The sequence below is a fragment of the Variovorax boronicumulans NBRC 103145 genome, assembly GCF_001591345.1.
Classification (GTDB): domain Bacteria; phylum Pseudomonadota; class Gammaproteobacteria; order Burkholderiales; family Burkholderiaceae_C; genus Variovorax; species Variovorax boronicumulans.
Genome location: NZ_BCUS01000001.1, coordinates 12,645 through 35,279 on the forward strand (window position 1 = coordinate 12,645; position 22,635 = coordinate 35,279).

General features: G+C 67.2%; 21 protein-coding genes. All 21 read left to right on the forward strand.

The annotated features are described in order from the left end of the window. Positions 1–199 precede the first annotated feature (199 nt). The 21 genes from gyrA (at position 200) to mnhG (ending at position 22,620) form a co-directional block, all read left to right on the forward strand. Complete coding sequence (gene gyrA / locus VBO01S_RS00070) at positions 200–2,845, forward strand: DNA gyrase subunit A (protein WP_062468652.1); 2,646 nt, start codon at positions 200–202, stop codon at positions 2,843–2,845. Further along, the gene (locus tag VBO01S_RS00075; RefSeq protein ID WP_235926701.1) at positions 2,842–3,429 is read left to right on the forward strand and encodes a DUF2059 domain-containing protein; all 588 of its coding nucleotides are present in this window, start codon (positions 2,842–2,844) and stop codon (positions 3,427–3,429) included. The genes gyrA and VBO01S_RS00075 overlap by 4 nt, the downstream gene beginning before the upstream one ends. A 6-nt stretch (positions 3,430–3,435) precedes the next feature. Beyond that, positions 3,436–4,566: a 3-phosphoserine/phosphohydroxythreonine transaminase gene (gene serC / locus VBO01S_RS00080; protein ID WP_062468654.1), complete on the forward strand. Its 1,131-nt coding sequence runs from the start codon at positions 3,436–3,438 to the stop codon at positions 4,564–4,566. A 24-nt stretch (positions 4,567–4,590) separates the two neighbouring features. Next, on the forward strand, positions 4,591–5,712 hold the full coding sequence (gene pheA, locus VBO01S_RS00085) for a prephenate dehydratase (protein WP_062468655.1): 1,122 nt from the start codon (positions 4,591–4,593) through the stop codon (positions 5,710–5,712). Between the two features lie 18 nt (positions 5,713–5,730). Further along, the gene (locus VBO01S_RS00090) at positions 5,731–6,624 is read left to right on the forward strand and encodes a prephenate dehydrogenase (protein ID WP_062468658.1); all 894 of its coding nucleotides are present in this window, start codon (positions 5,731–5,733) and stop codon (positions 6,622–6,624) included. 1 nt (position 6,625) lies between these two features. Continuing rightward, complete coding sequence (locus VBO01S_RS00095) at positions 6,626–8,644, forward strand: bifunctional 3-phosphoshikimate 1-carboxyvinyltransferase/cytidylate kinase (protein ID WP_062468661.1); 2,019 nt, start codon at positions 6,626–6,628, stop codon at positions 8,642–8,644. 232 nt (positions 8,645–8,876) lie between these two features. Continuing rightward, positions 8,877–10,565, forward strand: coding sequence for a 30S ribosomal protein S1 (rpsA, locus tag VBO01S_RS00100; RefSeq protein WP_062468664.1), 1,689 nt, complete (start codon positions 8,877–8,879; stop codon positions 10,563–10,565). Positions 10,566–10,645: 80 nt separating this feature from the next. After that, the gene (locus VBO01S_RS00105; RefSeq protein WP_056582668.1) at positions 10,646–10,972 is read left to right on the forward strand and encodes an integration host factor subunit beta; all 327 of its coding nucleotides are present in this window, start codon (positions 10,646–10,648) and stop codon (positions 10,970–10,972) included. A 46-nt stretch (positions 10,973–11,018) separates the two neighbouring features. Next, entirely contained in the window at positions 11,019–11,354 is a 336-nt protein-coding gene (locus VBO01S_RS00110; RefSeq protein WP_062468665.1) for a LapA family protein, read from the forward strand. Continuing rightward, positions 11,344–12,531 (forward strand): lipopolysaccharide assembly protein LapB, encoded by a 1,188-nt coding sequence (gene lapB, locus VBO01S_RS00115; protein WP_062468668.1) that lies wholly within the window; start codon positions 11,344–11,346, stop codon positions 12,529–12,531. Before VBO01S_RS00110 ends, lapB begins: the two co-directional genes overlap by 11 nt. A 137-nt stretch (positions 12,532–12,668) precedes the next feature. Further along, a complete protein-coding gene (locus VBO01S_RS00120) occupies positions 12,669–13,001 on the forward strand; it encodes a ComEA family DNA-binding protein (protein ID WP_062468671.1) in 333 nt (110 codons plus the stop codon). A 162-nt stretch (positions 13,002–13,163) separates the two neighbouring features. Continuing rightward, a complete protein-coding gene (locus VBO01S_RS00125; protein ID WP_062468673.1) occupies positions 13,164–14,132 on the forward strand; it encodes a TRAP transporter substrate-binding protein in 969 nt (322 codons plus the stop codon). Positions 14,133–14,135: 3 nt separating this feature from the next. Beyond that, a complete protein-coding gene (locus tag VBO01S_RS00130; RefSeq protein WP_062468676.1) occupies positions 14,136–14,669 on the forward strand; it encodes a TRAP transporter small permease in 534 nt (177 codons plus the stop codon). Between the two features lie 21 nt (positions 14,670–14,690). Continuing rightward, positions 14,691–16,004: a TRAP transporter large permease gene (locus tag VBO01S_RS00135; RefSeq protein ID WP_174543614.1), complete on the forward strand. Its 1,314-nt coding sequence runs from the start codon at positions 14,691–14,693 to the stop codon at positions 16,002–16,004. A gap of 25 nt (positions 16,005–16,029) precedes the next feature. After that, a complete protein-coding gene (gene crcB / locus VBO01S_RS00140; protein ID WP_062468679.1) occupies positions 16,030–16,416 on the forward strand; it encodes a fluoride efflux transporter CrcB in 387 nt (128 codons plus the stop codon). Between the two features lie 77 nt (positions 16,417–16,493). Beyond that, positions 16,494–19,460 (forward strand): monovalent cation/H+ antiporter subunit A, encoded by a 2,967-nt coding sequence (locus tag VBO01S_RS00145; RefSeq protein WP_062468682.1) that lies wholly within the window; start codon positions 16,494–16,496, stop codon positions 19,458–19,460. After that, the gene (locus tag VBO01S_RS00150) at positions 19,460–19,810 is read left to right on the forward strand and encodes a Na+/H+ antiporter subunit C (protein WP_056582686.1); all 351 of its coding nucleotides are present in this window, start codon (positions 19,460–19,462) and stop codon (positions 19,808–19,810) included. The genes VBO01S_RS00145 and VBO01S_RS00150 overlap by 1 nt, the downstream gene beginning before the upstream one ends. Further along, positions 19,807–21,510, forward strand: coding sequence for a monovalent cation/H+ antiporter subunit D (locus tag VBO01S_RS00155; protein WP_062468685.1), 1,704 nt, complete (start codon positions 19,807–19,809; stop codon positions 21,508–21,510). The genes VBO01S_RS00150 and VBO01S_RS00155 overlap by 4 nt, the downstream gene beginning before the upstream one ends. Continuing rightward, positions 21,507–21,998 carry a Na+/H+ antiporter subunit E gene (locus VBO01S_RS00160; protein ID WP_062468688.1) on the forward strand — a complete coding sequence of 164 codons (492 nt, stop codon included), beginning with the start codon at positions 21,507–21,509 and terminating at the stop codon, positions 21,996–21,998. Before VBO01S_RS00155 ends, VBO01S_RS00160 begins: the two co-directional genes overlap by 4 nt. Continuing rightward, entirely contained in the window at positions 21,995–22,273 is a 279-nt protein-coding gene (locus VBO01S_RS00165) for a K+/H+ antiporter subunit F (protein WP_062468691.1), read from the forward strand. Before VBO01S_RS00160 ends, VBO01S_RS00165 begins: the two co-directional genes overlap by 4 nt. Then, positions 22,270–22,620 (forward strand): monovalent cation/H(+) antiporter subunit G, encoded by a 351-nt coding sequence (gene mnhG / locus VBO01S_RS00170; protein WP_062468694.1) that lies wholly within the window; start codon positions 22,270–22,272, stop codon positions 22,618–22,620. Before VBO01S_RS00165 ends, mnhG begins: the two co-directional genes overlap by 4 nt. Positions 22,621–22,635: the final 15 nt, after the last annotated feature.

A 22,635-nucleotide genomic window follows, 5' to 3' on the forward strand; every position in this document is an offset into this window, starting at 1 on the left:
CAGCCGCGCTGCGAATCAAGGACGCTTTAAGTGACCACCACCCAAAACGTTGAGACGATTGTGCCATAGGGTCTTTGGCAAACAGGCCGCTGGACGCCCCTGAAGCGTAGGACGGAGGCGGAATAGAGCCCTTGTGTTGCGGCGGTGCGACACCCCTCACAGCGTAAAATTTCGCCTTCCTGCCGCCAGCCTCTTGCTCATGACCTCCTTCGCCAAAGAAACCCTGCCCATCAGTCTCGAAGAGGAAATGCGCAGCAGCTACCTCGATTACGCCATGAGCGTGATCGTCGGCCGGGCGCTTCCTGACGCCCGCGACGGCCTCAAGCCGGTGCACCGGCGCGTGCTGTACGCGATGCACGAGCTCAACAACGACTGGAACCGGCCGTACAAGAAGTCGGCCCGTATCGTCGGTGACGTGATCGGTAAGTACCACCCGCACGGCGACCAGTCGGTCTACGACACCATCGTCCGGCTGGCCCAGGACTTCTCGATGCGCCACATGCTGGTCGACGGCCAGGGCAACTTCGGGTCGGTCGACGGCGACAACGCCGCCGCAATGCGTTATACGGAAATCCGGCTGGCCAAAATTGCGCACGAAATGCTGGCCGATATCGACAAGGAAACTGTCGACTTTCAGGACAATTACGACGGCTCCGAAAAAGAACCGAAAGTTTTGCCCAGCCAGCTGCCGAATTTGCTGGTCAATGGCTCCGGCGGTATTGCGGTCGGCATGGCCACCAATATCCCGCCGCACAACCTGAATGAAGTGGTGGATGCCTGCCTGTATCTGCTGCGCAATCCGCAGGCGAGCATCGACGAACTGATGGAAATCGTGCCGGCGCCCGACTTCCCCACCGCCGGCATCATCTACGGCATCAACGGCGTGAAGGACGGCTACCGCACCGGCCGCGGCAAGGTCGTGATGCGCGCCAAGTGCCACTTCGAGGACATCGACCGCGGCCAGCGCCAGGCGATCATCGTCGACGAGCTCCCCTACCAGGTCAACAAGAAGACGCTGCAGGAGCGCATGGCCGAGCTGGTGCACGAGAAGAAGATCGAAGGCATCAGCCACATCCAGGACGAGTCCGACAAGTCGGGCATGCGCCTGGTGATCGAGCTCAAGCGCGGCGAAGTGCCCGAGGTGGTGCTCAACAACCTCTACAAGCAGACCCAGCTGCAGGACACCTTCGGCATCAACATGGTGGCGCTGGTCGACGGCCAGCCCAAGCTGTGCAACCTGAAGGACCTGATCGAGGTCTTCCTGCAGCACCGCCGCGAAGTGGTCACGCGCCGCACCGTCTTCACGCTGCGCAAGGCCCGCGAACGCGGCCACGTGCTCGAAGGCCTGGCGGTGGCGCTGGCCAACATCGACGAGTTCATCCGCATCATCCGCGAATCGCCCACCCCACCGGTCGCCAAGGCCGAGCTCATGACCCGCAGCTGGGACAGCAAGCTGGTGCGCGAAATGCTCACGCGTTCGCGCGCCGACGGCGGCGTGATCAACGCCGACGACTACCGCCCCGAAGGCCTCGAGCGTGAATACGGCATGGGCGGCGACGGCCTGTACCGCTTGTCGGAAACGCAAGCGCAGGAAATCCTGCAGATGCGTCTGCAGCGCCTGACCGGCCTCGAGCAGGACAAGATCGTCGCCGAGTACAAGGACGTCATGGCCGAGATCGACGACCTGCTCGACATCTTGGCCAAGCCCGAGCGCGTCTCGATCATCATTGGCGACGAACTCGGCGAGATCAAGCAGGAATTCGGCCAGTCGAAGATCGGCGCGCGCCGCAGCCTGGTCGAGCACAGTGCCTACGACCTCTCGACCGAAGACCTGATCACGCCGACCGACATGGTCGTCACGCTCTCGCACAGCGGCTACATCAAGAGCCAGCCGCTGGGCGAGTACCGCGCGCAAAAGCGCGGCGGGCGCGGCAAGCAGGCCACGTCCACCAAGGACGACGACTGGATCGATCAGCTCTTCATCGCCAACACGCACGACTACATCCTGTGCTTCTCCAACCGCGGCCGGCTGTACTGGCTCAAGGTGTGGGAAGTGCCGGCGGGTTCGCGCGGTTCGCGCGGACGCCCCATCGTCAACATGTTCCCGCTGCAGGAAGGCGAGAAGATCAACGTCGCGCTCGCCCTCACCGGCGAGAAGCGCAACTTCCCGGCCGACCAGTACGTGTTCATGGCGACCTCGATGGGCACGGTCAAGAAGACGGCGCTCGACGAATTCAGCAACCCGCGCAAGGGCGGCATCATTGCCGTGAACCTCGATGAAGGCGACTACCTCATCGGCGCGGCGCTGACCGACGGCAAGCACGACGTGATGCTCTTCAGCGATAACGGCAAGGCCGTGCGCTTCGACGAGGAAGACGTCCGCCCGCTGGGCCGCAACGCCCGCGGCGTGCGCGGCATGTCACTGGAGCCGGGCCAGGGCGTGATCGCCATGCTGGTGGCCGAGGACGAGCAGCAGAGCGTGCTCACCGCCACCGAAAATGGTTACGGAAAACGCACAAGCATTACCGAATACACGCGTCATGGCCGCGGAACCAAAGGCATGATCGCGATTCAACAGAGTGAGCGCAACGGCAAGGTCGTTGCCGCCACGCTCGTTCATGCGGACGATGAGATCATGCTCATCACCGACAAGGGTGTGCTCGTGCGCACCCGTGTGGCCGAGATTCGCGAACTGGGTCGGGCGACGCAAGGCGTCACGCTGATCGGGCTCGACGAAGGCGCCAAACTCAGCGGGCTTCAACGCATCGTCGAAAACGACGCGAACGGCGAAGGTGAGCCGGACGCAGACGACACTTCCACATCTTCAACGGAGAATCCTCAGTGAAAAAACAACTCAAGCTCGCACTCCTGACCGCTGCCCTCGCCGGCTCGTCCATGGCCGCCATGGCCCAGGACAAGGCCACGCTGATCAAGCAGTTCATCGAGATCCAGCGCCCCGGCATCGAGTCGCTGGCACGCGGCCTGATCGAGCAGTCGAGCGCCCCCATCGCGCAAGCCGGTTCGCAGTACCTGCAGACCCAGGTGCCCGAAGCCAAGCGCGAATCCGCCGCCAAGGCCGCTGACGCCGAGCTGAAGAAGTACTTCGACGACGCCTACCCGCTGGTGCGCGACAAGGCCGTGCAGATCGCCCCTGGCGCCCTCACGCCCATCCTCGAGCAGAACTTCAGCGAAGACGAGCTCAAGCAGCTGCTGGCCTGGATCAACTCGCCCCTGAGCAAGAAGTACCAGGAACTGAACCCGAAGATGCAGACCGCTCTGACGGAAAAGCTGGTGACCGAAACCCGCGCCACCATCGAACCCAAGATGCGCGCACTCGACACCAACGTCGCCAAGGCCCTCGGTGCTCCGACCGACGGCGCAGCAGCTCCCGCCAAGGCACCCGCTGCCAAGGCTCCCGCCAAGAAGTAAAGCAACGTGACCCAGCAGCAGACGCCGGCCGGCAAGCGCCCCTACAACTTTTCGGCCGGTCCGGCTGCCATGCCGGAGGCGGTGCTGCAACGCGCCGCTTCCGAAATGCTCGATTGGCAGGGCAGCGGCATGAGCGTGATGGAGATGAGCCATCGCGGCAAGGAATTCGGTGCCATCTGCACCCAGGCCGAAGCCGACATCCGTACGCTGCTGGCCATCCCCTCGCACTTTCACATCCTGTTCATGCAGGGTGGCGGCCTCGGCGAGAACGCCATCGTGCCGCTGAACCTGTCACGCGGCGGCGTTGCCGACTTCGTCGTCACCGGCAGCTGGAGCGCCAAGTCGCACAAGGAAGCGCAGCGCTACTGCACCGCCCGCGTGGCGGCCAGCAACGCCGACAACCAGCACACGAAGCTGCCCGATCCCGCCAGCTGGCAGCTGTCCGCCGAAGCCTCGTACGTGCACGTGTGCAGCAACGAGACCATCAACGGCATCGAGTTCCAGCAACTGCCCGACCTGGCCGCGCTCGGCAGCAAGGCGCCGCTGGTCATCGATTTTTCTTCCCACGTCGCCTCGCGCAGCGTCGACTGGAGCCGCGTCGGCCTGGCCTTCGGCGGCGCCCAGAAGAACCTCGGCCCCGCCGGCCTGACCATCGTGGTCGTGCGCGACGACCTGCTGGGGCACGCGCTCGAGATCTGCCCGAGCGCGTTCAACTACAAGACCGTGGCCGACAACCACTCCATGTACAACACCCCGCCGACCTGGGGCATCTACATGGCGGGGCTCACGTTCCAGTGGCTGCTGCAGCAGACCGAAGGCGCGCTCACCGGCGTTGCCGCCATGGAGCAGCGCAATGTCGAGAAGGCGAAGCTGCTGTACGACTTCATCGACGGCTCCGACTTCTACGCCAACCGCATCGACGCCAACTGTCGTTCGCGCATGAACGTGCCGTTCTTCCTGGCCGACGAGGGGCGCAACGAGGCCTTTCTGGCCGGCGCGCGCGAAGCCGGACTGCTGCAGCTCAAGGGCCACAAGTCGGTCGGCGGCATGCGCGCAAGCATCTACAACGCCATGCCGCTGGCAGGGGTGCAGGCCTTGGTGGCCTACATGAGAGAATTCGAGCGATCGCATGCGTAGGCGCATGCCCTGTTGCTCGCACCGATGACCGCCTCTGCCCCCACACCACCCACCACCCCCGACAATTCCGAAAGCCTGGCCGGTCTGCGCGTGCAGATCGACTCCCTCGACCAACGGCTGCTGAGCCTGCTCAATGAGCGTGCCCATGTGGCCGAGTTGGTCGGCGAGGTCAAGAAGCGCGAAGGCACACCCTTCTTCCGCCCCGACCGCGTCGCCGCGGTCATCGACAAGATGCAGAAAAGCAATGGCGGTCCGCTCAAGGACCTCCATGTCGCGGCCATCTGGCGCGAGATCATGTCGGCCTGCCTGGCACTCGAATCGCCCCAGCGCGTGGCGGTGCTTGGCCCCGAGGGCACCTTCTGCGAACAGGCCGCCATCGAGTACTTCGGCGGCGCCGCCGACCTGATCTACTGCGCCAGCTTCGATGAGGTGTTCCACGCCACCGCCGCGGGCAGCGCCCAGTACGGCGTGGTCGGCGTCGAAAACTCGACCGAAGGCGTGGTCACGCGCTCGCTCGACCTGTTCCTGCACTCGCCCACCCATGTCGTCGGCGAAGTCAGCCTGCTGGTGCGCCACCACCTGATGCGCAGCAGCAATTCGCTCGAAGGCGTCGAGGCCGTGCTGGCCCACCCGCAGGCACTGGCGCAGTGCCAGACCTGGCTGTCCAAGCACCTGCCCAACGCCGAGCGGCGCGCCGTGTCGAGCAACGCCGAAGGCGCGCGCCTCGCGGCCACCAACCCGGCCTGGGCCGCGCTGGCCGGCGAACGCGCCGCCACCCGCTTCGGCCTGCACATCGTGGCGCACGCCATCCAGGACGACTCGTACAACCGCACCCGCTTCTCGGTGATCTGCCTGCCGCAGACGCTGGCCATGCCGCCGGCCTCGGGCAAGGACTGCACGAGCCTGATCGTCTCGGTGCCCAACCGCCCCGGCGCGGTGCACGACCTGCTGGTGCCCCTGAAGGCCAACAACGTGTCGATGACGCGCTTCGAGTCGCGCCCCGCGCGCACCGGCCAGTGGGAGTACTACTTCTACATCGACCTCGACGGCCATCCCTCGCAGCCCAACGTGGCCGCGGCGCTGGCCGAACTGCGCGGCCTCTGCGCCTTCTACAAGGTGCTCGGCGCCTACCCGATCAAAGCCTGAGCCGAACGGACCGACGCGATGTTCGAGCAACTGGGATTGATCGGCTGCGGCCTCATGGGCGGCTCCTTTGCGCTCGCGCTCAAGCGCGCGAAGCTGGTGAAACGCGTGGTGGGCTACAGCAAGTCGCCCTCCACCACCGAACGGGCGCGCCAGCTCGGCGTGATCGACGTGGCGGCGCCCTCGGCGCTGCTGGCGGTGTCGGGCGCCGACATCGTGCTGCTGGCCGTGCCGGTGGCCGCCTCGGAAGCCACCTTCAAGGCCATCCGCCACGGCATCTCGGCCGACACGCTGGTGATGGACGTGGGCTCGACCAAGGGCGACGTGATCGAGGCCGCGCGCAACGGCCTGCAAAAGCAGTTCGCCAGCTTCGTGCCGGCGCACCCGATCGCCGGCAAGGAAGTCTCCGGCATCGAGCATGCCGAAGCCTCGCTGTTCACCGGCCGCCAGGTCGTGCTGACCCCCGTCAAGACCACGCTGCGCTCCAACGTGCAGCGCGCCTCGCAGGTGTGGAGCGGCATCGGCGCCAACGTCGTCACCATGACGCACGAAGAGCACGACGCCGCCTTCGCCGCCGTGAGCCACCTGCCGCACCTGCTGGCCTTTGCCTACACCAACGCCCTCATCGGCCAGCCGCAGGGCGACCGCTTCCTGAGCCTCGCGGGACCGGGCTTTCGCGACTTCTCGCGCATCGCCGCCAGCGACCCCGTCATGTGGCGCGACGTGCTGCTCGCCAACCGCGAGCAGGTGCTGCAGCAGTCGCAGGCCTTCCGCAAGGCGCTCGACGACCTCGAGACGCTGATGACCGCCGGCGACCTGCAGGGCCTGGAGCAATCCATCGCCGCCGCCAGCAAGGCACGCGCCGCCTGGCGGCCGAATTCGAGCACCGACGCTCTGGCCCAGCAGGACAGCTGACATGTTCTCGACCGCCTTCCTCGACCTCCCGCCCCTCGCGGGCGCCGCCGGCACGGTCCGGCTGCCGGGCTCCAAGAGCATCTCCAACCGCGTGCTGCTGCTGGCGGCGCTCGCCAGCGGCACCACCACGATCCACGACCTGCTCGATTCCGACGACACGCGCGTGATGCTCGACGCCCTGCGCGCGCTGGGCTGCGGCATCGAGCCGGCCGGCGCCTCGCTGCGCATCACGGGCCTGGGCGGCCAGCTGCCGCCGTCGCTGGGCGCGACGCTGCTGCCGCTGTTCCTGGGCAATGCCGGCACCGCCATGCGTCCGCTGACGGCGGCGCTGTCGCTGCTCGGCGGCGAATTCGAGCTCAGCGGCGTGCCGCGCATGCACGAGCGCCCGATCGGCGACCTGGTCGACGCCCTAACGCAGCTCGGCTGCCGCATCGACTACCTCGGCAATCCCGGCTACCCGCCGCTGCGCATCCACCCGGTGTCGCACGACGAGCTGGCGCTGGGCGCACCGATCCGCGTGCGCGGCGATGTGTCCAGCCAGTTCCTGACCGCCCTGCTGCTGGCGCTGCCGCTCGCGGCGGCCGACGACATCGTGATCGAGGTCGTCGGCGAGCTGATCTCCAAGCCCTACATCGAGATCACGCTGAACCTGCTGGCGCGCTTCGGCATCACGGTGCAGCGTGACGGCTGGGAGCGCTTCACCATCCCCGCCGGCAGCCGCTACAGCTCGCCGGGCGAGATCCACGTCGAGGCGGACGCCTCCTCTGCTAGCTATTTCATAGCACTCGGCGCCATTGCGACGGGCGTCTCGGGCCAGAACGGCATCCGCATCGAAGGCGTCGGCGCGGCCTCGATCCAGGGCGACATCCGCTTCATCGACGCTGCCCAGCAGATGGGCGCGCGGGTCGACAGCGGCCCGAACTGGCTCGAAATCCGCCGCGGCGCCTGGCCGCTCAAGGCCATCGATCTCGACGCGAACCACATCCCCGACGCCGCCATGACGCTGGCCGTCATGGCGTTGTACGCCGACGGCCCCACCACGCTGCGCAACATCGCGAGCTGGCGCGTGAAGGAAACCGACCGCATCGACGCCATGGCGAACGAGCTGCAAAAGCTCGGCGCGACGGTCGAGGCCGGGCCGGACTTCATCCGCGTCCACCCCCTGCCCGCCGCCGGCTGGCGGCCCGCCAGCATCCGCACCTACGACGACCACCGGGTCGCCATGTGCTTCTCGCTCGCGGCCTTCAACCCGGCCGGCGTGCCGGTGCGCATCCTCGAGCCGCACTGCGTCGCCAAGACCTTCCCCGACTACTTCGAGACCCTGTTCTCGGTGGCCGAGGCCGCCGAAGTGCCCGTGATCTGCATCGACGGCCCGACCGCCTCGGGCAAGGGCACGCTGGCCGCCGAGGTGGCGCGCCTGCTGGGCTACCACTACCTCGATTCGGGCTCGCTGTACCGCGTGACCGGGCTTGCCGCGCGCCGCGCCGGCCTGGAGGCCAACGCCGCGAACGAAGCGCAGATCGCCGCCCTCGCCGCCGTCCTGCCCCTGCGGTTCACCGAGGGCAAGGTGCTGCTGGCCGGCGAAGACGTGAGCGACGACATCCGCACCGAAGCCGCCGGCATGGACGCCTCGCGCGTCTCCGCGCTGCCCGCCGTGCGCGAGGCGCTGCAAGACCTGCAGCACCGCTTTCGCCGCCTGCCCGGCCTGGTGGCCGACGGGCGCGACATGGGCACCGTGATCTTCCCCGACGCAGCGCTCAAGGTGTTCCTCACGGCGGGTGCCGCCCAGCGCGCCGAACGGCGGCATAAGCAGTTGATTTCAAAGGGTATTTCGACTACACTCGACAGTCTTCGCTCCGACTTGGAAGCACGTGACGCCCGGGACTCTTCCCGCAGCGTTGCACCTCTGAAGCCGGCGCAGGACGCTCGCCACCTCGACAACTCCCAGCTGTCCATCGAACGCTCGATCGACACGGTGTTGAACTGGTGGCAGCAGGTTCAACCGTTCAAGTCCGCTTGAGCGGATTGAAGTGCAGCCTTTCAAGTCCGCTTGAAAGGCTTGCGTCTCCCGGGTGTTCCGGGTGGCGCCTACCGCTCCAGCAGGCTCCTTCCGCGCGACAGCGCACCGGCCTGCTGGTTGTTCAACCAACCGGGCTCACGCCCACAACCTAACCGCCGTCTACAGACCCACAGCAGCCGCACGCAATTTCGCAAGAGCGCCTGCCAACCCTGCCTGACGGAAGGAACCATAAATGTCTGAATCTTTTGCCGACCTATTCGAAGAGTCCCTGAAGCGTTCCGAAATGCGCAGCGGCGAGGTCATCACCGCCGAAGTCGTGCGCGTCGAACACAACCACGTCGTCGTCAACGCCGGTCTGAAGTCCGAAGCGTATGTGCCGATCGAAGAGTTCAAGAACGACAAGGGCGAACTCGAAGTCCAGGCCGGCGATTTCGTTTCCGTTGCCATCGGCAGCGTTGAAAACGGCTACGGCGACACCATCCTCTCGCGCGACACCGCCAAGCGTCTGGCTTCGTGGCTCGCCCTCGAGAAGGCCCTGGAATCGGGCGACTTCGTCACCGGCACCACCAGCGGCAAGGTCAAGGGCGGTCTCACCGTCCTGGTCAACGGCATCCGCGCGTTCCTGCCGGGTTCGCTGATCGACACGCGTCCGATCAAGGACCTGACCCCGTACGAAAACAAGACCCTCGAATTCAAGGTCATCAAGCTCGATCGCAAGCGCAACAACGTCGTGCTGTCGCGCCGTGCCGTGGTCGAAGCCAGCATGGGCGAAGAACGCGCCAAGCTGATGGAAACCCTGAAGGAAGGCGCAGTCGTGCGCGGCGTGGTCAAGAACATCACCGAATACGGTGCGTTCGTGGACCTCGGCGGCATCGACGGCCTGCTGCACATCACCGACATGGCATGGCGCCGTGTCCGCCACCCGAGCGAAGTCGTTCAGGCCGGCCAGGAAATCACCGCCAAGATCCTCAAGTTCGACACCGAAAAGAACCGTGTCTCGCTGGGTCTCAAGCAAATGGGTGACGACCCGTGGATGGGCGTTTCGCGCCGCTACCCGCAATCGACCCGCCTGTTCGGCAAGGTCACGAACATTGCCGACTACGGCGCGTTCGTCGAACTCGAACCCGGCATCGAAGGCCTGGTGCACGTCTCCGAAATGGACTGGACCAACAAGAACATCGCTCCGAACAAGATCGTCTCGCTGGGCGACGAAGTCGAAGTCATGGTCCTGGAAATCGACGAAGACAAGCGCCGCATCAGCCTGGGCATGAAGCAGTGCAAGGCCAACCCGTGGCAAGAGTTCGCCCAGAACACGAAGCGTGGCGACCGCGTCAAGGGCCCGATCAAGTCGATCACCGACTTCGGCGTGTTCGTGGGCCTGGCTGCCGGCATCGACGGCCTGGTTCACCTCTCGGACCTCTCGTGGAACGAAACCGGCGAAACCGCCGTTCGCAACTACAAGAAGGGCCAGGAAGTCGAAGCGATCGTGCTGGCTGTCGACGTCGACCGCGAACGCATCTCGCTGGGCATCAAGCAGCTCGACAGCGATCCGTTCACCACGTTCACCACCGTGAACGACAAGGGCCAGATCGTGACCGGCAAGGTCAAGACCGTGGACGCCCGCGGCGCTGAAATCGACCTCGGCGAAGACATCATCGGCTACCTGCGTGCTTCGGAAATCTCGCGCGACCGCGTCGAAGATGCCCGCAACGTGCTCAAGGAAGGCGACGAAGTCACGGCCATCGTGGTGAATGTGGATCGCAAGACCCGCAACATCCAGCTGTCGATCAAGCAGAAGGACATGGTCGACGAACAAGGCGCCATGGCCAGCCTGAGCCAGCAGTCGGCACGCGAAAACGCGGGCACGACCAGCCTGGGCGCCCTGCTGCGCGCCAAGCTCGACAACAGCGACAACAAGTAAGCTGAGTCCGAAGACAGAGGCAGGCCCCCGGGGCCGCTCTGTCTTTTTTTTCGTCCACGTTTTTCGTTTATGTTTGGCCTATGACCCGCTCAGACCTCGTCGAAGAACTCGCAGCCCGTTTCGCGCAGCTCACGCACCGCGATGCCGAATACGCCGTCAAGACCATCCTGGACGCCATGAGCGACGCGCTGGTGCGCGGCCACCGCATCGAGATCCGTGGCTTCGGCAGCTTCTCGGTTAACCGCCGTCCGCCGCGCATCGGCCGCAACCCGCGTTCGGGCGAGAGCGTGCAGATTCCCGAGAAGCGCGTGCCGCACTTCAAGCCGGGCAAGGCGCTGCGCGAAGCCGTCGACGCGAAGACCGCCGAGCTCGATGCAGGCAAGGAAGCCGCCGGCCGCAAGGCCTGATGCAAATGAATGCAAACGTAGAATGCTCCCGGCAACGGGAACAGCTATGAAATACCTCCTGTGGCTGCTCAAGGCAGCCATTTTTTTTACGCTCTTCGCCTTCGCGCTGAACAACCAGCACGACGCGACCGTCTACTTCTTCTTCGGAACCCACTGGCGCGCGCCGCTGGTGCTCGTCGTGCTCGCGGCCTTTGCCGGCGGGCTCGTGGTCGGCGCGCTGGGCATGCTGCCCGGCTGGTGGAAACACCGCGCCGCCGCGGCGCAAGTGCCTGCGACCACCGAAGCCCCCTCGCCCGCACCGCTGGCCACTGCGACCGCCTCCGCGGCAACGCCGTCCATCTCCGCCACCGACCTTCCCGCCGTACGTCAACATGGACTTTGATCCCAGCTGGCTGCTGATCGGCCTGCCCGTCGCCTTCGTGCTGGGCTGGCTCGCATCGCGCTTCGACATCCGCCAGCTCAAGCTCGAGAACCGGCAGGCGCCCAAGGCCTACTTTCGCGGCCTGAACTTCCTGCTCAACGAGCAGCAGGACCAGGCCATCGACGCCTTCATCGAGGCCGTGCAGAACGACCCCGACACGCAGGAGCTGCACTTCGCGCTCGGCAACCTGTTTCGCCGCCGCGGCGAGTACCAGCGCGCGGTGCGCGTGCACGAGCATCTGCTGGGCCGCGGCGACCTGAGCCGTGCCGACCGCGAGCGCGCGCAGCACGCGCTGGCGCAAGACTTCCTGCGCGCCGGCCTGCTCGACCGCGCCGAAGCGGCGCTGCAGAAGCTCGAAGGCACGCGCTACGAGAACGAGGCCCGGCTCGCGCTGCTGGCCATCTACGAACGCTCGCGCGAATGGGCGCAGGCCGCCGACGTGGCGCAAAAGCTCGACGAGTCCGACCAGGCCAGCTACAGCACGCGCCGCGCCCACCACCTGTGCGAGCAGGCCAACGAACGCGTGGCGGCCGGCGACCTGCAGGGCGCCGGCGACCTGCTCACGCAGGCCCGCGCCCTGGCGCCGCAGGCACCGCGCCCGGCCATCGACACCGCCACCTTGCAGCTGCGCAACGGCGAAGCCGCCGCGGCCTTCGACACGCTCGAAGGGCTCAGCGACACGGCGCCGCTGGCGCTGCCGCTGTACGCCGCGTCGCTGCAGAAGGCCGCCGTGGCCGCGCAGCGCGAAGGCGAGGCGCTGGCGCTGCTGCAGCGGCGCTATGCCGAGTCGCCGTCGATCGACGTGCTCGAGGCGCTGATCGCGCTCGGCGGCACGCCGGCCCGCACGGCATCGGACACGCCCGCCGAAGAAGCACCCGCCCCCACGCCGCGCGACAGCTACATCGCCCACCTCGCGCACCAACCCTCGCTGGTCGCGGCATCGCGCTGGCTGGCCGGCGAGCGCTTCGAGCACGAGCAGTTCCACCCGCAGGTGCAACGCGCACTCGACCAGGCGACCCGTCCGCTCATGCGCTACCGCTGCGCGGCCTGCGGCTTCGAGGCGCACCAGTACTTCTGGCACTGCCCCGGCTGCCAGGCCTGGGACAGCTATCCACCGCGGCGCGTGGAAGAACTCTGACCACGGTTCAGAACAATCGTCACACGGGGCCTCTGGCCCCGTTTTCACGTCAACTGCCGCGCGCGCCCTCTCGTTGAGCCGAAGCCGATATTCCTGTCGGCATAGCCATACCAACGATTGAAGAGGGAGTTTTCACCATGTTCAAGAAAGTCATCGCCACGCTCGCCATGTGCTTCGCGGCCGTCTCGTTTGCCGCCGTCGACGCCAACAAGGGCAGCGCCGCCGACCTCGACGGCCTCAAGGGCGTCGGCCCGTCGCTGTCCAAGCGCATCCTCGACGCGCGCAAGGAAGGCGAGTTCAAGGACTGGCCCGACCTCATGCAGCGCGTGAAGGGCGTGAAGGAAAAGAGCGCGGCCAAGCTGTCGGCCGAGGGCCTGACGGTCAACGGCCAGAGCTTCAACGGCGCGGCGGCACCGGCCAAGGCAAGCAAGGCCGCCAAGGTGGCCGAGGCGAAACCCGCCAAGCAGTGACGCCGACCTGAACCGAAGAAACCGCCCTCGAGGCGGTTTTTTCATGCCCGCACCGGGTGCCGCATCGACACCACATGGCAGGGAAATGCCTCAGCGAATGGCCCGGAATTTGCACGTATGCTTTTCTTTCATTCAGCTTTGACTACATTCCGGAGCGCGTCCATGAATCACAAGTTCGGCATTGCCCTGGCGGGCCTCACCCTTGGCGCCGCCGCCTTCGCGCAAACCAAGTGGGACCTGCCCACCGCCTACCCCGCGACCAACTACCACACCGAGAACATCACGCAGTTCGCCAAAGACGTGGACGCGGCCACCGGCGGCAAGCTGAAGATCACGGTGCACGCCAACGCGTCGCTGTTCAAGGCGCCCGAGATCAAGCGCGCCGTGCAAAGCGGCCAGGCCCAGGCCGGCGAGATCCTGCTGGCCAACTACGCCAATGAGAACCCGATCTACGCGCTGGACGGCGTGCCCTTCCTGGCCACCACCTATCCCGAAGCCCGCAAGCTCTACGACGCTTCCAAGCCCGCGATGGACAAGCTGCTGGCCGCGCAGGGCATCAAGGTGCTGTTCGTGGTGCCCTGGGCGCCGCAGGGCATCTACACCAAGAAGGAGATCGGCTCGGTGGCCGACCTGCGTGGCATCAAGTGGCGTGCCTACAGCCCGGCCACGGCCAAGATCGCCGAGCTCATCGGCGCGCAGCCCGTGCAGATCCAGCAGGCCGAACTCAGCGCCGCCATGGCCACCGGCGTGATCGAGAGCTACATGAGCTCGGGCTCCACCGGCTATGACACCAAGACCTTCGAGCACATCAAGAACTTCTACGACACGCAGGCCTGGATTCCGAAGAACGCGATCCTCGTGAATGCCAAGGCCTTCGACGCGCTCGATGCCGCCGGCAAGGCCGCCGTCACCAAGGCTGCCGCCGACGCGGAAGCACGCGGCTGGAAGGTCGCGCAGGAGAAGAACGACGAGTACAAGCGCCTGCTGGCCGAGCGCGGCATGAAGATCCACAAGCCCTCGCCCAAGCTGGACACCGACATGCGCCAGGTCGGCGGCATCATGCAGGCCGACTGGCTCAAGGCCGCGGGTGCCGACGGCGCCGCCATCGTCGACGCCTACAAGAAGAAGTAAACCGTGAGGCGCTTCCTAGACCGCCTGTACAACGGTGCCGGCGCGCTCGGTGCGTTCTGCGTCTTCCTGATCTTCGTGCTGATGATCGTGGCCGGCGTGGGCCGGCAGATGAACTGGCACGTGAGCGGGCTCAATGACGCGGTGGCGTGGCTGTGCGCGGCGGCGGCCTTCTTCGCGATGGCGCATGCGTTCCGGCACGGCGACTTCGTGCGCGTCACGCTGCTGCTCGATGCCGTGCCGCCGAAGGTGCGCCGCGTGCTCGACGTGGCCTGCCTGCTGGTCGCCGCCGTGTCGGTCGCCTACCTGACCTACTGGGCCACCAGCTTCACCTACGAGAGCTACGAGTTCAAGGAGATGGCCACGGGCCTGCTCGTGATCCCGATCTGGATTCCGCAATCGAGCTTCGTGATCGGCTGCTGGCTGCTCTTGATCGCCATGGTCGATGAGCTGGTGGGCGTGGTGCGCGGCGAGAAGCCCAGCTACCAGCGCGCCGTCGAAGAGCGCCACGCGGCGGGCGACTTCTCTTCCGACGTCTGAACGACAACAACAAAGACACCGATGCTCGAAACCCTTTTGATGGGCGCGCTGCTGCTCGGCATCATGCTGTTGCTGCTCGCCGGCGGCGTCTGGATCGCCATGACCCTGGCCATCGTCGGCTGGGTCGGCCAGGCCTTCTTCACCAACACGCTGCCCGGCAAGAACCTGTTCTCGGCCTTCTGGGAAAGCAACGCGAGCTGGGAGCTGGCGGCGCTGCCGCTGTTCATCTGGATGGGCGAGATCCTGTTCCGCACCAAGCTCAGCGAGGAGATGTTCGAAGGCCTGCGCCCGTGGCTCAACCGCGTGCCCGGCCGGCTCATGCACACCACCATCCTCGGCTGCGGCGTGTTCGGCTCGGTCTCGGGCTCCTCGGCCGCCACCTGCGCCACCATCGCCAAGGTGGCGCTGCCCGAGCTCAAGCGCCGCGGCTACAACGAGAAGCTGGCCATCGGCTCGCTGGCCACCGCCGGCACGCTGGGCATCCTGATCCCGCCCTCGATCACCATGGTGGTGTACGCGGTGGCGGCCGATGCTTCCATCATCCGCATCTTCCTGGCCGGCTTCCTGCCGGGCTTCCTGCTGATGCTGCTGTTCTCGGGCTACATCGGCTGGTGGAGCCTGCGCCACCCCGACCAGGTGCCGCCGGCCGACCCGCCCACCACCTTCAAGGAAAAGATCCGGCTGTCGGGCAACCTCATTCCCTGTGCGCTGCTGATCGTGTTCATCGTCTGGGTGCTGGTGGCCGGCTGGGCCACGGCCACCGAGTGCGCGGCCTTCGGCGTGCTGGGCTCGCTGGCCATCGCGGCCTACGGCAAGAGCCTGACCTGGCAGAACTTCAAGGACGGGATCATGGGCGCCACGCGCACCAGCTGCATGATCATGTTCATCCTGGCCGGGGCCGCGTTCCTCACCAAGACCATGGCCTTCACCGGCATCCCGCGCGAGCTGGCCGAGTGGGTCGACAGCATGCACCTGTCGCCCTACGCGCTCATCGGTGCGCTGGTGGTGGTGTACCTGGTGCTGGGCACGGCGCTGGACGGCATTTCGATGATCGTGCTGACCAGCGCCGTGGTACTGCCGATGATCCAGAAGGCGGGCTTCGACCTGGTCTGGTTCGGCATCTTCGTGGTGCTGCTGGTCGAGATCGCCGAGGTCACGCCGCCCGTCGGCTTCAACCTGTTCGTGCTGCAGAACATGACTGGAAAAGACAGCAACGTGATCGCCAAGGCGGCGATTCCGTTCTTCTTCTGCCTTGTGCTGTGCATCGCGCTGATCACGCTGTTCCCGGGTATCGTCACGATCCTGCCCGACCTGGTGATGGGCAAGGAGAAATGACAGTGCGACGACGACAAGGGAACGGATGCCTCCTCTATTGCCGGTTCTAGCGATCTGCGTGGGCGCCTCGTGCGGCGCCCTCGCCCGCTGGGGCCTGGGCCTGTGGCTCAACACCGGCGGCCCCGTGCCCTACGGCACGCTGGCCGCCAACCTCGTCGGCGGCTACCTCGTCGGCGTGGCGGTGGCCGTGTTCCAGGCGCTGCCGCAGCTCGACCCGGTGTGGCGGCTGCTGCTCATCACCGGCTTTCTCGGCGGGCTCACGACCTTCTCGAGCTTCTCGGCCGAAGTGGTCGCGCTGCTGCTCGGCGGACGACCGCTGCTGGCGCTGGGCACCGGCCTGCTGCACCTGTGCGGTTCGCTGGTGCTGACCTGGCTGGGCATCCGCAGCGTGCAGCTCGTGCTGGCTTCGTGACAGCGACAAAACTGCCCGTGCTCCTGCGGTTATAGACAGGGGCTCCCCAGAGGGTCGGTCGATAGAATCGACCCCCGATGCCCCTCGCCCTTCTCGTCGCACTCCCCTTTCTTGCCAGCGTGCTGGCCGCGTTGATGCCGTCCAACGCGCGCAACCGGGAGTCGACCCTTGCAGGGCTCGTCGCATTGGGCTGCGCGATCCAGGTCGCCTGGCTCTTTCCGCAGATCGCGCACGGCAACGTGCTGCGCCAGGAGATCGAGTGGCTGCCCGCCCTCGGCCTGAACCTCGTGTTCCGCCTCGACGGCTTCGCGTGGCTGTTCTGCATGCTGGTGCTGGGCATCGGCGCGCTGGTGGTGCTCTATGCGCGCTACTACATGTCGGCCTCCGACCCGGTGCCGCGCTTCTTCTCGTTCTTCCTCGCGTTCATGGGCGCGATGATGGGCGTGGTGCTCTCGGGCAACCTGATCCAGATGGTGCTGTTCTGGGAGCTCACCAGCCTGTTCTCCTTCCTGCTCATCGGCTACTGGCACCACCGGCGCGACGCGCGGCGCGGTGCGCGCATGGCGCTCACCGTCACCGGCGCGGGCGGGCTGTGCCTTTTGGCCGGCGTGCTCGTGCTGGGCCGCATCGTCGGCAGCTACGAGCTCGACATCGTGCTGGCCTCGGGCGACATCATCCGCGCACACGCGCTGTACCCGGTGGCGCTGGTGCTGATCCTGCTCGGCGCGTTCACCAAGAGCGCGCAGTTCCCGTTCCACTTCTGGCTGCCGCGCGCCATGGCCGCGCCCACGCCGGTGTCGGCCTACCTGCACTCGGCCACCATGGTGAAGCTGGGCGTGTTCCTGATGGCGCGGCTGTGGCCCGTGCTCTCGGGCACCGAGCAATGGTTCTGGATGGTGGGCGGCGCGGGCGCGATCACGCTGCTGCTGGGCGGCTTCGCGGCCATGTTCCAGCGCGACCTGAAGGCGCTGCTGGCCTACTCGACCATCTCGCACCTGGGCCTCATCACGCTGCTGCTGGGCCTGAACAGTCCGCTGGCGGCCGTCGCGGCCGTCTTCCACGTGATGAACCACGCGACCTTCAAGGCCTCGCTGTTCATGGCGGCCGGCATCATCGACCACGAGACCGGCACGCGCGACATTCGCAAGCTCAGCGGCCTGATGCGCCTCATGCCCATCACCGGCACGCTGGCCATCATCGCCAGCGCCTCGATGGCCGGCGTGCCGCTGCTCAACGGCTTTCTCTCGAAGGAGATGTTCTTCGCCGAGACCGTCTTCATCCAGGCCACGCCCTGGATCGACCTCAGCCTGCCGGTCATCGCCACCCTCGCGGGCATCTTCAGCGTGGCGTACTCGGCGCGCTTCGTGTTCGACGTGTTCTTCGGCCCTCCGTGTGGCCCCGACGTGCCCAAGCCCCCGCACGAGCCGCCGCACTGGATGCGCGTGCCGGTCGAGTTGCTGGTGCTGGTGTGCCTGGTGGTGGGCGTGGCGCCGGCCTGGTCGGTCGGCCCGATGCTCGCGGCCGCGGCCACGCCGGTGGTCGGCGGCACGCTGCCCGTCTACAGCCTGGCCGTGTGGCACGGCTTCAACCTGCCGCTGATGATGAGCTTCGTCGCGCTGGCAGGCGGCGCCGTGCTCTACCTGCTGCTGCGCCGTCCGCTGGGCAGCGGGCGCCTGGAGCACACGCCGCTGCTGCACCGCTTCGACGGGCAGCTCATCTTCGAACACCTGATCGCACTGCTGAGCGAAGCCGGCCGGCGCAGCCGCCGCCTCTTCGGCACGCGCCGCCTGCAGTGGCAGCTGCTGTGGCTGGTGGTGGTGGCCGTGGCGGGCGCCGCGGCCTCGCTGTGGGCCACGCCGGCCGATCGCGGCACGCGCGAGCTGCTGCCGTTCTCGCCGATGTTCGCGATGACCTGGCTCATCGGCTGCACCTGCGCCGTGGCCGCCGCCTGGCAGGCCAAGTTCCACCGGCTCGCGGCGCTGATGCTGGCCGCGGGCGCCGGGCTGGTCTCGTGCGTCACCTACATCTGGTTCTCGGCGCCCGACCTGGCGCTCACGCAGCTGGTGGTCGAGGCCGTGACCACCGTGCTGATCCTGCTGGGCCTGCGCTGGCTGCCGATGCGCAGCAAGGACGTGGTGCAGCCCGCGCGCATGCGGCTGCGCCCCTGGGGCCGCCGCGGGCGCGACCTGCTGGTGGCCACCATCGCCGGCTGCGGCATGGCGGCGCTGGCCTGGGCCATGATGACGCGCACCTTCCCGCAGAGCATCTCGCCCTTCTTCCTCGAACGCGCGCTCACCGAAGGCGGCGGCACCAACGTGGTCAACGTGATGCTGGTCGACTTCCGCGGCTTCGACACCTTCGGCGAGATCACGGTGCTGGGCATCGTGGCGCTCACCGTGTATGCGCTGCTGCGGCGCTTCCGCCCGGCCATCGAATCGATGGCGCTGCCCATTCAGCAGCGGCTGCAGGTCGACGACGGCAGCAGCGACCTGCTGAACCCGCGCCGCGCCACCGACTCCGCCATCGGCTACCTGATGGTGCCGGCCGTGCTGGTGCGCCTCGTGCTGCCCGTGGCCGTGCTGGTGTCGGTGTACTTCTTCATGCGCGGCCACAACGCGCCCGGCGGCGGCTTCGTCGCGGGGCTGGTGATGTCGGTCGCGCTGGTACTGCAGTTCATCGTCTCGGGCACCGAGTGGGTGGAAGAGCACCTGCGCATCTACCCGCGCCGCTGGATCGCCATCGGCCTGCTGTTCGCGCTCGCCACCGGCGGCGGCGCGATCGTGTTCGGCTACCCGTTCCTGACCACGCACACCGCGCACGTGCACGTGCCGCTGCTGGGCGACATGCACGTGCCCAGTGCCCTCTTCTTCGACATCGGCGTGTTCGCGCTGGTGCTCGGCGCCACCATGCTGATCCTGACCGCGCTGGCCCACCAGTCCATCCGAAGCCACCGCTGGGCCGACGAACAAGAAGAGAAAGAAGCGCAGGCCCGCGCGGCCGCCGAAGCCGAAGAAGCGGCTGCCGCCACCGGGGGGGCCCGCTGATGGAAATCGTGCTGGCCATCGCCATCGGCGTGCTCACCGGCTCGGGCGTGTACCTGCTGCTGCGCCCGCGCACCTTCCAGGTCATCATGGGCCTCACGCTCATCTCTTACGCGGTCAACCTGTTCATCTTCAGCATGGGCCGGCTCAAGGTCGACAGCGAGCCGGTGCTGGTCGAAGGCTTCAAGGCCACGCTGGCCAACACGGCCGACCCGATGCCGCAGGCGCTGGTGCTCACCGCCATCGTGATCGGCTTCGCCATGACCGCCCTGTTCCTCGTCGTCATGCTCGCCTCGCGCGGCCTGTCGGGCACCGACCACGTGGACGGTGAAGAGCGGGAGGCCGTCGAATGAACGACGTGTTCCACCTGCTCGACCGCTTCCTCGAGTTCAGCATGCCGCACCTGGTGGCGGTGCCCATCCTCGTGCCCATGCTCACGGCGGCGCTGATGCTGCTGATGAACGAGAACCACCGGCGCACCAAGTCCTTCCTCAGCGTGGTGTCGGGCCTGGTCGGCCTGCTGGCCGCGCTCGCGCTGCTGCGCTGGGTGAACGCGGCCGACACCGGCGGCGGCCCGGGCTCCATCGGCGTGTACCTGCCGGGCAACTGGCGCGCGCCCTTCGGCATCACGCTGGTGGCCGACCGGCTCTCGACCATGATGGTCGCGCTCACGGGCGTGGTGGCCTTCGCGGCCTCGATCTATTCCACCTCGCGCTGGGACCGCGCGGGCGTGCACTTTCATCCGCTGCTGCAGCTGCAGCTCATGGGCCTGAACGGCGCCTTCCTCACGGGCGACCTGTTCAACCTGTTCGTGTTCTTCGAGGTGATGCTGGCCGCCTCGTACGGTCTGCTGCTGCACGGCTCTGGCCGGCTGCGCGTGCGCGCCGGGCTGCACTACATCGCGATCAACCTCGCGGCCTCGTCGCTGTTCCTGATCGGCGCGGCCATCCTGTACGGCGTGACCGGCACGCTCAACATGGCCGACCTGGGCGCGCGCATCGCCGAACTGGCGCCGGGCGACCGCGGCCTGGTGCATGCGGCCGCGGCCATCCTGGCCACTGCGTTCTTCGCCAAAGCGGGCGCGTGGCCGCTCAACTTCTGGCTGGTGCCGGCCTACAGCGCGGCCGTGTCGCCGGTGGGCGCGGTGTTTGCGCTGCTCACCAAGCTCGGCGTGTACACCGTGCTGCGCCTGTGGACCGTGCTGTTCGCGCCCGACACCGGCGCCTCGGCCGCCTTCGGGCAGGCCGCGCTGGTGGGCGTGGGGCTGGCGACGCTGTTCGTGGGCGCCATAGGCATCGTCGGCACGCAGCGGTTGTCGAACCTCGCGGGCTTCAGCGTGCTGGTGTCGGCGGGCACGCTGCTGGCCGCCGTCGGGCTGGGCGATCCGGCCGTGTGGGCGGGCGCGCTGTACTACATGCTGAGCTCCACGCTCGCGGTGGCGGCCTTCTTCCTGCTGATCGACATGATCGAGCGCTGGCGCAACGCGGGCATGAGCGTCGCGCCGCACGAGGCGGCGGGCAACGCGCCCTTCCTGGCCGAAGACCTGCGCGCGCTCGACGACGTGAACCTCGACGACGATGCCCAGGCGCTCTACGGCCGCGCCATCCCGGCGGGCGTGGCCTTCCTGGGCCTGAGCTTCATGCTGTGCACGCTGCTGCTGGCGGGCCTGCCGCCGCTGTCGGGTTTTGTCGGCAAGTTCGCGATGCTCTCGGGCCTGCTCGACGGCAGGGCCGTGGCCTCGGCCGGCTGGACCTTCCTGGGCCTTCTGATCGTCTCGGGCTTTCTCTCGCTGATCGCGCTGAGCCGCACCGGCATCCGCCATTTCTGGACCCAGCACCACCCGACCATGCCCTCGCTGCCCGCGCTCGAGGTGCTGCCGGTGGCCGCCCTGCTCGCGGCCTGCGTCGCGCTCACCGTCTGGGCCGAGCCCGTGATGCAGCACGCGCAAGCCACCGCCGGCGGCCTGCGCACGCCCACCGCGTACCGCAACGCCGTGCTCGGTGCCAAGCAGGTGCCCAACCCGGTGCCCGCGAAAGCGGAGGCGAAGCCATGAAGCGCCTGATGCCGTCCCCGCCGCTGTCGTTCGCGCTGTTCGTCATCTGGCTGCTGCTCAACCAGTCGCTCGAAGCGGCCACGCTGCTGTCGGCCGCGCTGCTCGCCATTGCGGTGCCGCTGATCACCAAGGGCCTGCGCCCCGCCACCGTGCGCATGCGCCGGCCCGGCGTGGCGCTGCGGCTGTCGTTCCTCGTCACCTTCGACATGCTGAAGTCCGCGTACGACGTGGCGCGGCTGCTGCTCACGCGCCGCACCGCCGACATCTCGGCGCGCTTCGTGCAGATTCCGCTGGACATGCGCGACCCCAACGGCCTCGCCGTGCTCGCGATGATCATGTGCCTCACGCCCGGCACGGCCTGGGGCGAGGTGTCGTTCGACCGCACCACGCTGCTGATCCACGTGTTCGACCTCGAGGACGAGGCGGCCTTCATCGCCCTGATCAAGACCCGCTACGAACGTCCGCTGATGGAGATTTTCGAATCATGACGCCTGTTCTCTTCTGGGCCCTGAAGGCCGCGCTCTTCCTGCTGGCCGTGGCGATGCTGTGCGCGCTCTTTCGCCTGCTGGCCGGCCCGTCCGCGCAGGACCGCGTGATGGCGCTCGACTGCCTGTACATCAACGGCATGCTGATGATGCTGGTGCTCGGCATCAACTACGCGAGCAGCGTGTACTTCGAGGCGGCGATGCTGGTGGCGTTGTTCGGCTTCGTCGGGTCGACCTCGATCGCCAAGTTCTTGCTGCGCGGGGAGGTCATCGAATGAGCGCCACCGCACTTCCTCTTTGGGCGGAGATCATCACCGCCGTGTTCGCGGTGCTGGGCGCGGCCTTCGCGGCCATCGGCTCCTTCGGCCTGGTGCGCATGCCCACCTTCTTCCGCCGCATCCATGCGCCCACGCTGGGCGCCACGGTGGGCGCCTGGTGCCTGACGGTGGCCACCATCGCCTACTTCTCGGTGCAGGGCTTCAGCCTGTTCCTGCACGCGGTGCTGATCGTGCTGTTCATCGTGCTGACGGCGCCGATCACCACCATCTTCCTGATGCGTGCCGCCCTCTTCCGCGAACGGCAGAAGGGCAACACGAAGGTGCCGCCCTCCTCCGAGTCGCGCTGAAGCGGCTTCTTCCCA

Bases quoted from the DNA above. Each gene is read 5' to 3' on its own strand.
- gyrA (WP_062468652.1), top strand. From the start codon at position 200: ATGACCTCCTTCGCCAAAGAAACCCTGCCCATCAGTCTCGAAGAGGAA.
- VBO01S_RS00110 (WP_062468665.1), top strand. From the start codon at position 11,019: ATGAAATACCTCCTGTGGCTGCTCAAGGCAGCCATTTTTTTTACGCTC.
- lapB (WP_062468668.1), top strand. From the start codon at position 11,344: ATGGACTTTGATCCCAGCTGGCTGCTGATCGGCCTGCCCGTCGCCTTC.
- VBO01S_RS00165 (WP_062468691.1), top strand. From the start codon at position 21,995: ATGACGCCTGTTCTCTTCTGGGCCCTGAAGGCCGCGCTCTTCCTGCTG.
- VBO01S_RS00145 (WP_062468682.1), top strand. From the start codon at position 16,494: ATGCCCCTCGCCCTTCTCGTCGCACTCCCCTTTCTTGCCAGCGTGCTG.
- rpsA (WP_062468664.1), top strand. From the start codon at position 8,877: ATGTCTGAATCTTTTGCCGACCTATTCGAAGAGTCCCTGAAGCGTTCC.
- VBO01S_RS00125 (WP_062468673.1), top strand. From the start codon at position 13,164: ATGAATCACAAGTTCGGCATTGCCCTGGCGGGCCTCACCCTTGGCGCC.
- VBO01S_RS00120 (WP_062468671.1), top strand. From the start codon at position 12,669: ATGTTCAAGAAAGTCATCGCCACGCTCGCCATGTGCTTCGCGGCCGTC.
- VBO01S_RS00135 (WP_174543614.1), top strand. From the start codon at position 14,691: ATGCTCGAAACCCTTTTGATGGGCGCGCTGCTGCTCGGCATCATGCTG.
- VBO01S_RS00155 (WP_062468685.1), top strand. From the start codon at position 19,807: ATGAACGACGTGTTCCACCTGCTCGACCGCTTCCTCGAGTTCAGCATG.
- mnhG (WP_062468694.1), top strand. From the start codon at position 22,270: ATGAGCGCCACCGCACTTCCTCTTTGGGCGGAGATCATCACCGCCGTG.
- VBO01S_RS00150 (WP_056582686.1), top strand. From the start codon at position 19,460: ATGGAAATCGTGCTGGCCATCGCCATCGGCGTGCTCACCGGCTCGGGC.
- VBO01S_RS00105 (WP_056582668.1), top strand. From the start codon at position 10,646: ATGACCCGCTCAGACCTCGTCGAAGAACTCGCAGCCCGTTTCGCGCAG.
- VBO01S_RS00090 (WP_062468658.1), top strand. From the start codon at position 5,731: ATGTTCGAGCAACTGGGATTGATCGGCTGCGGCCTCATGGGCGGCTCC.
- VBO01S_RS00160 (WP_062468688.1), top strand. From the start codon at position 21,507: ATGAAGCGCCTGATGCCGTCCCCGCCGCTGTCGTTCGCGCTGTTCGTC.
- crcB (WP_062468679.1), top strand. From the start codon at position 16,030: ATGCCTCCTCTATTGCCGGTTCTAGCGATCTGCGTGGGCGCCTCGTGC.
- pheA (WP_062468655.1), top strand. From the start codon at position 4,591: ATGACCGCCTCTGCCCCCACACCACCCACCACCCCCGACAATTCCGAA.
- VBO01S_RS00095 (WP_062468661.1), top strand. From the start codon at position 6,626: ATGTTCTCGACCGCCTTCCTCGACCTCCCGCCCCTCGCGGGCGCCGCC.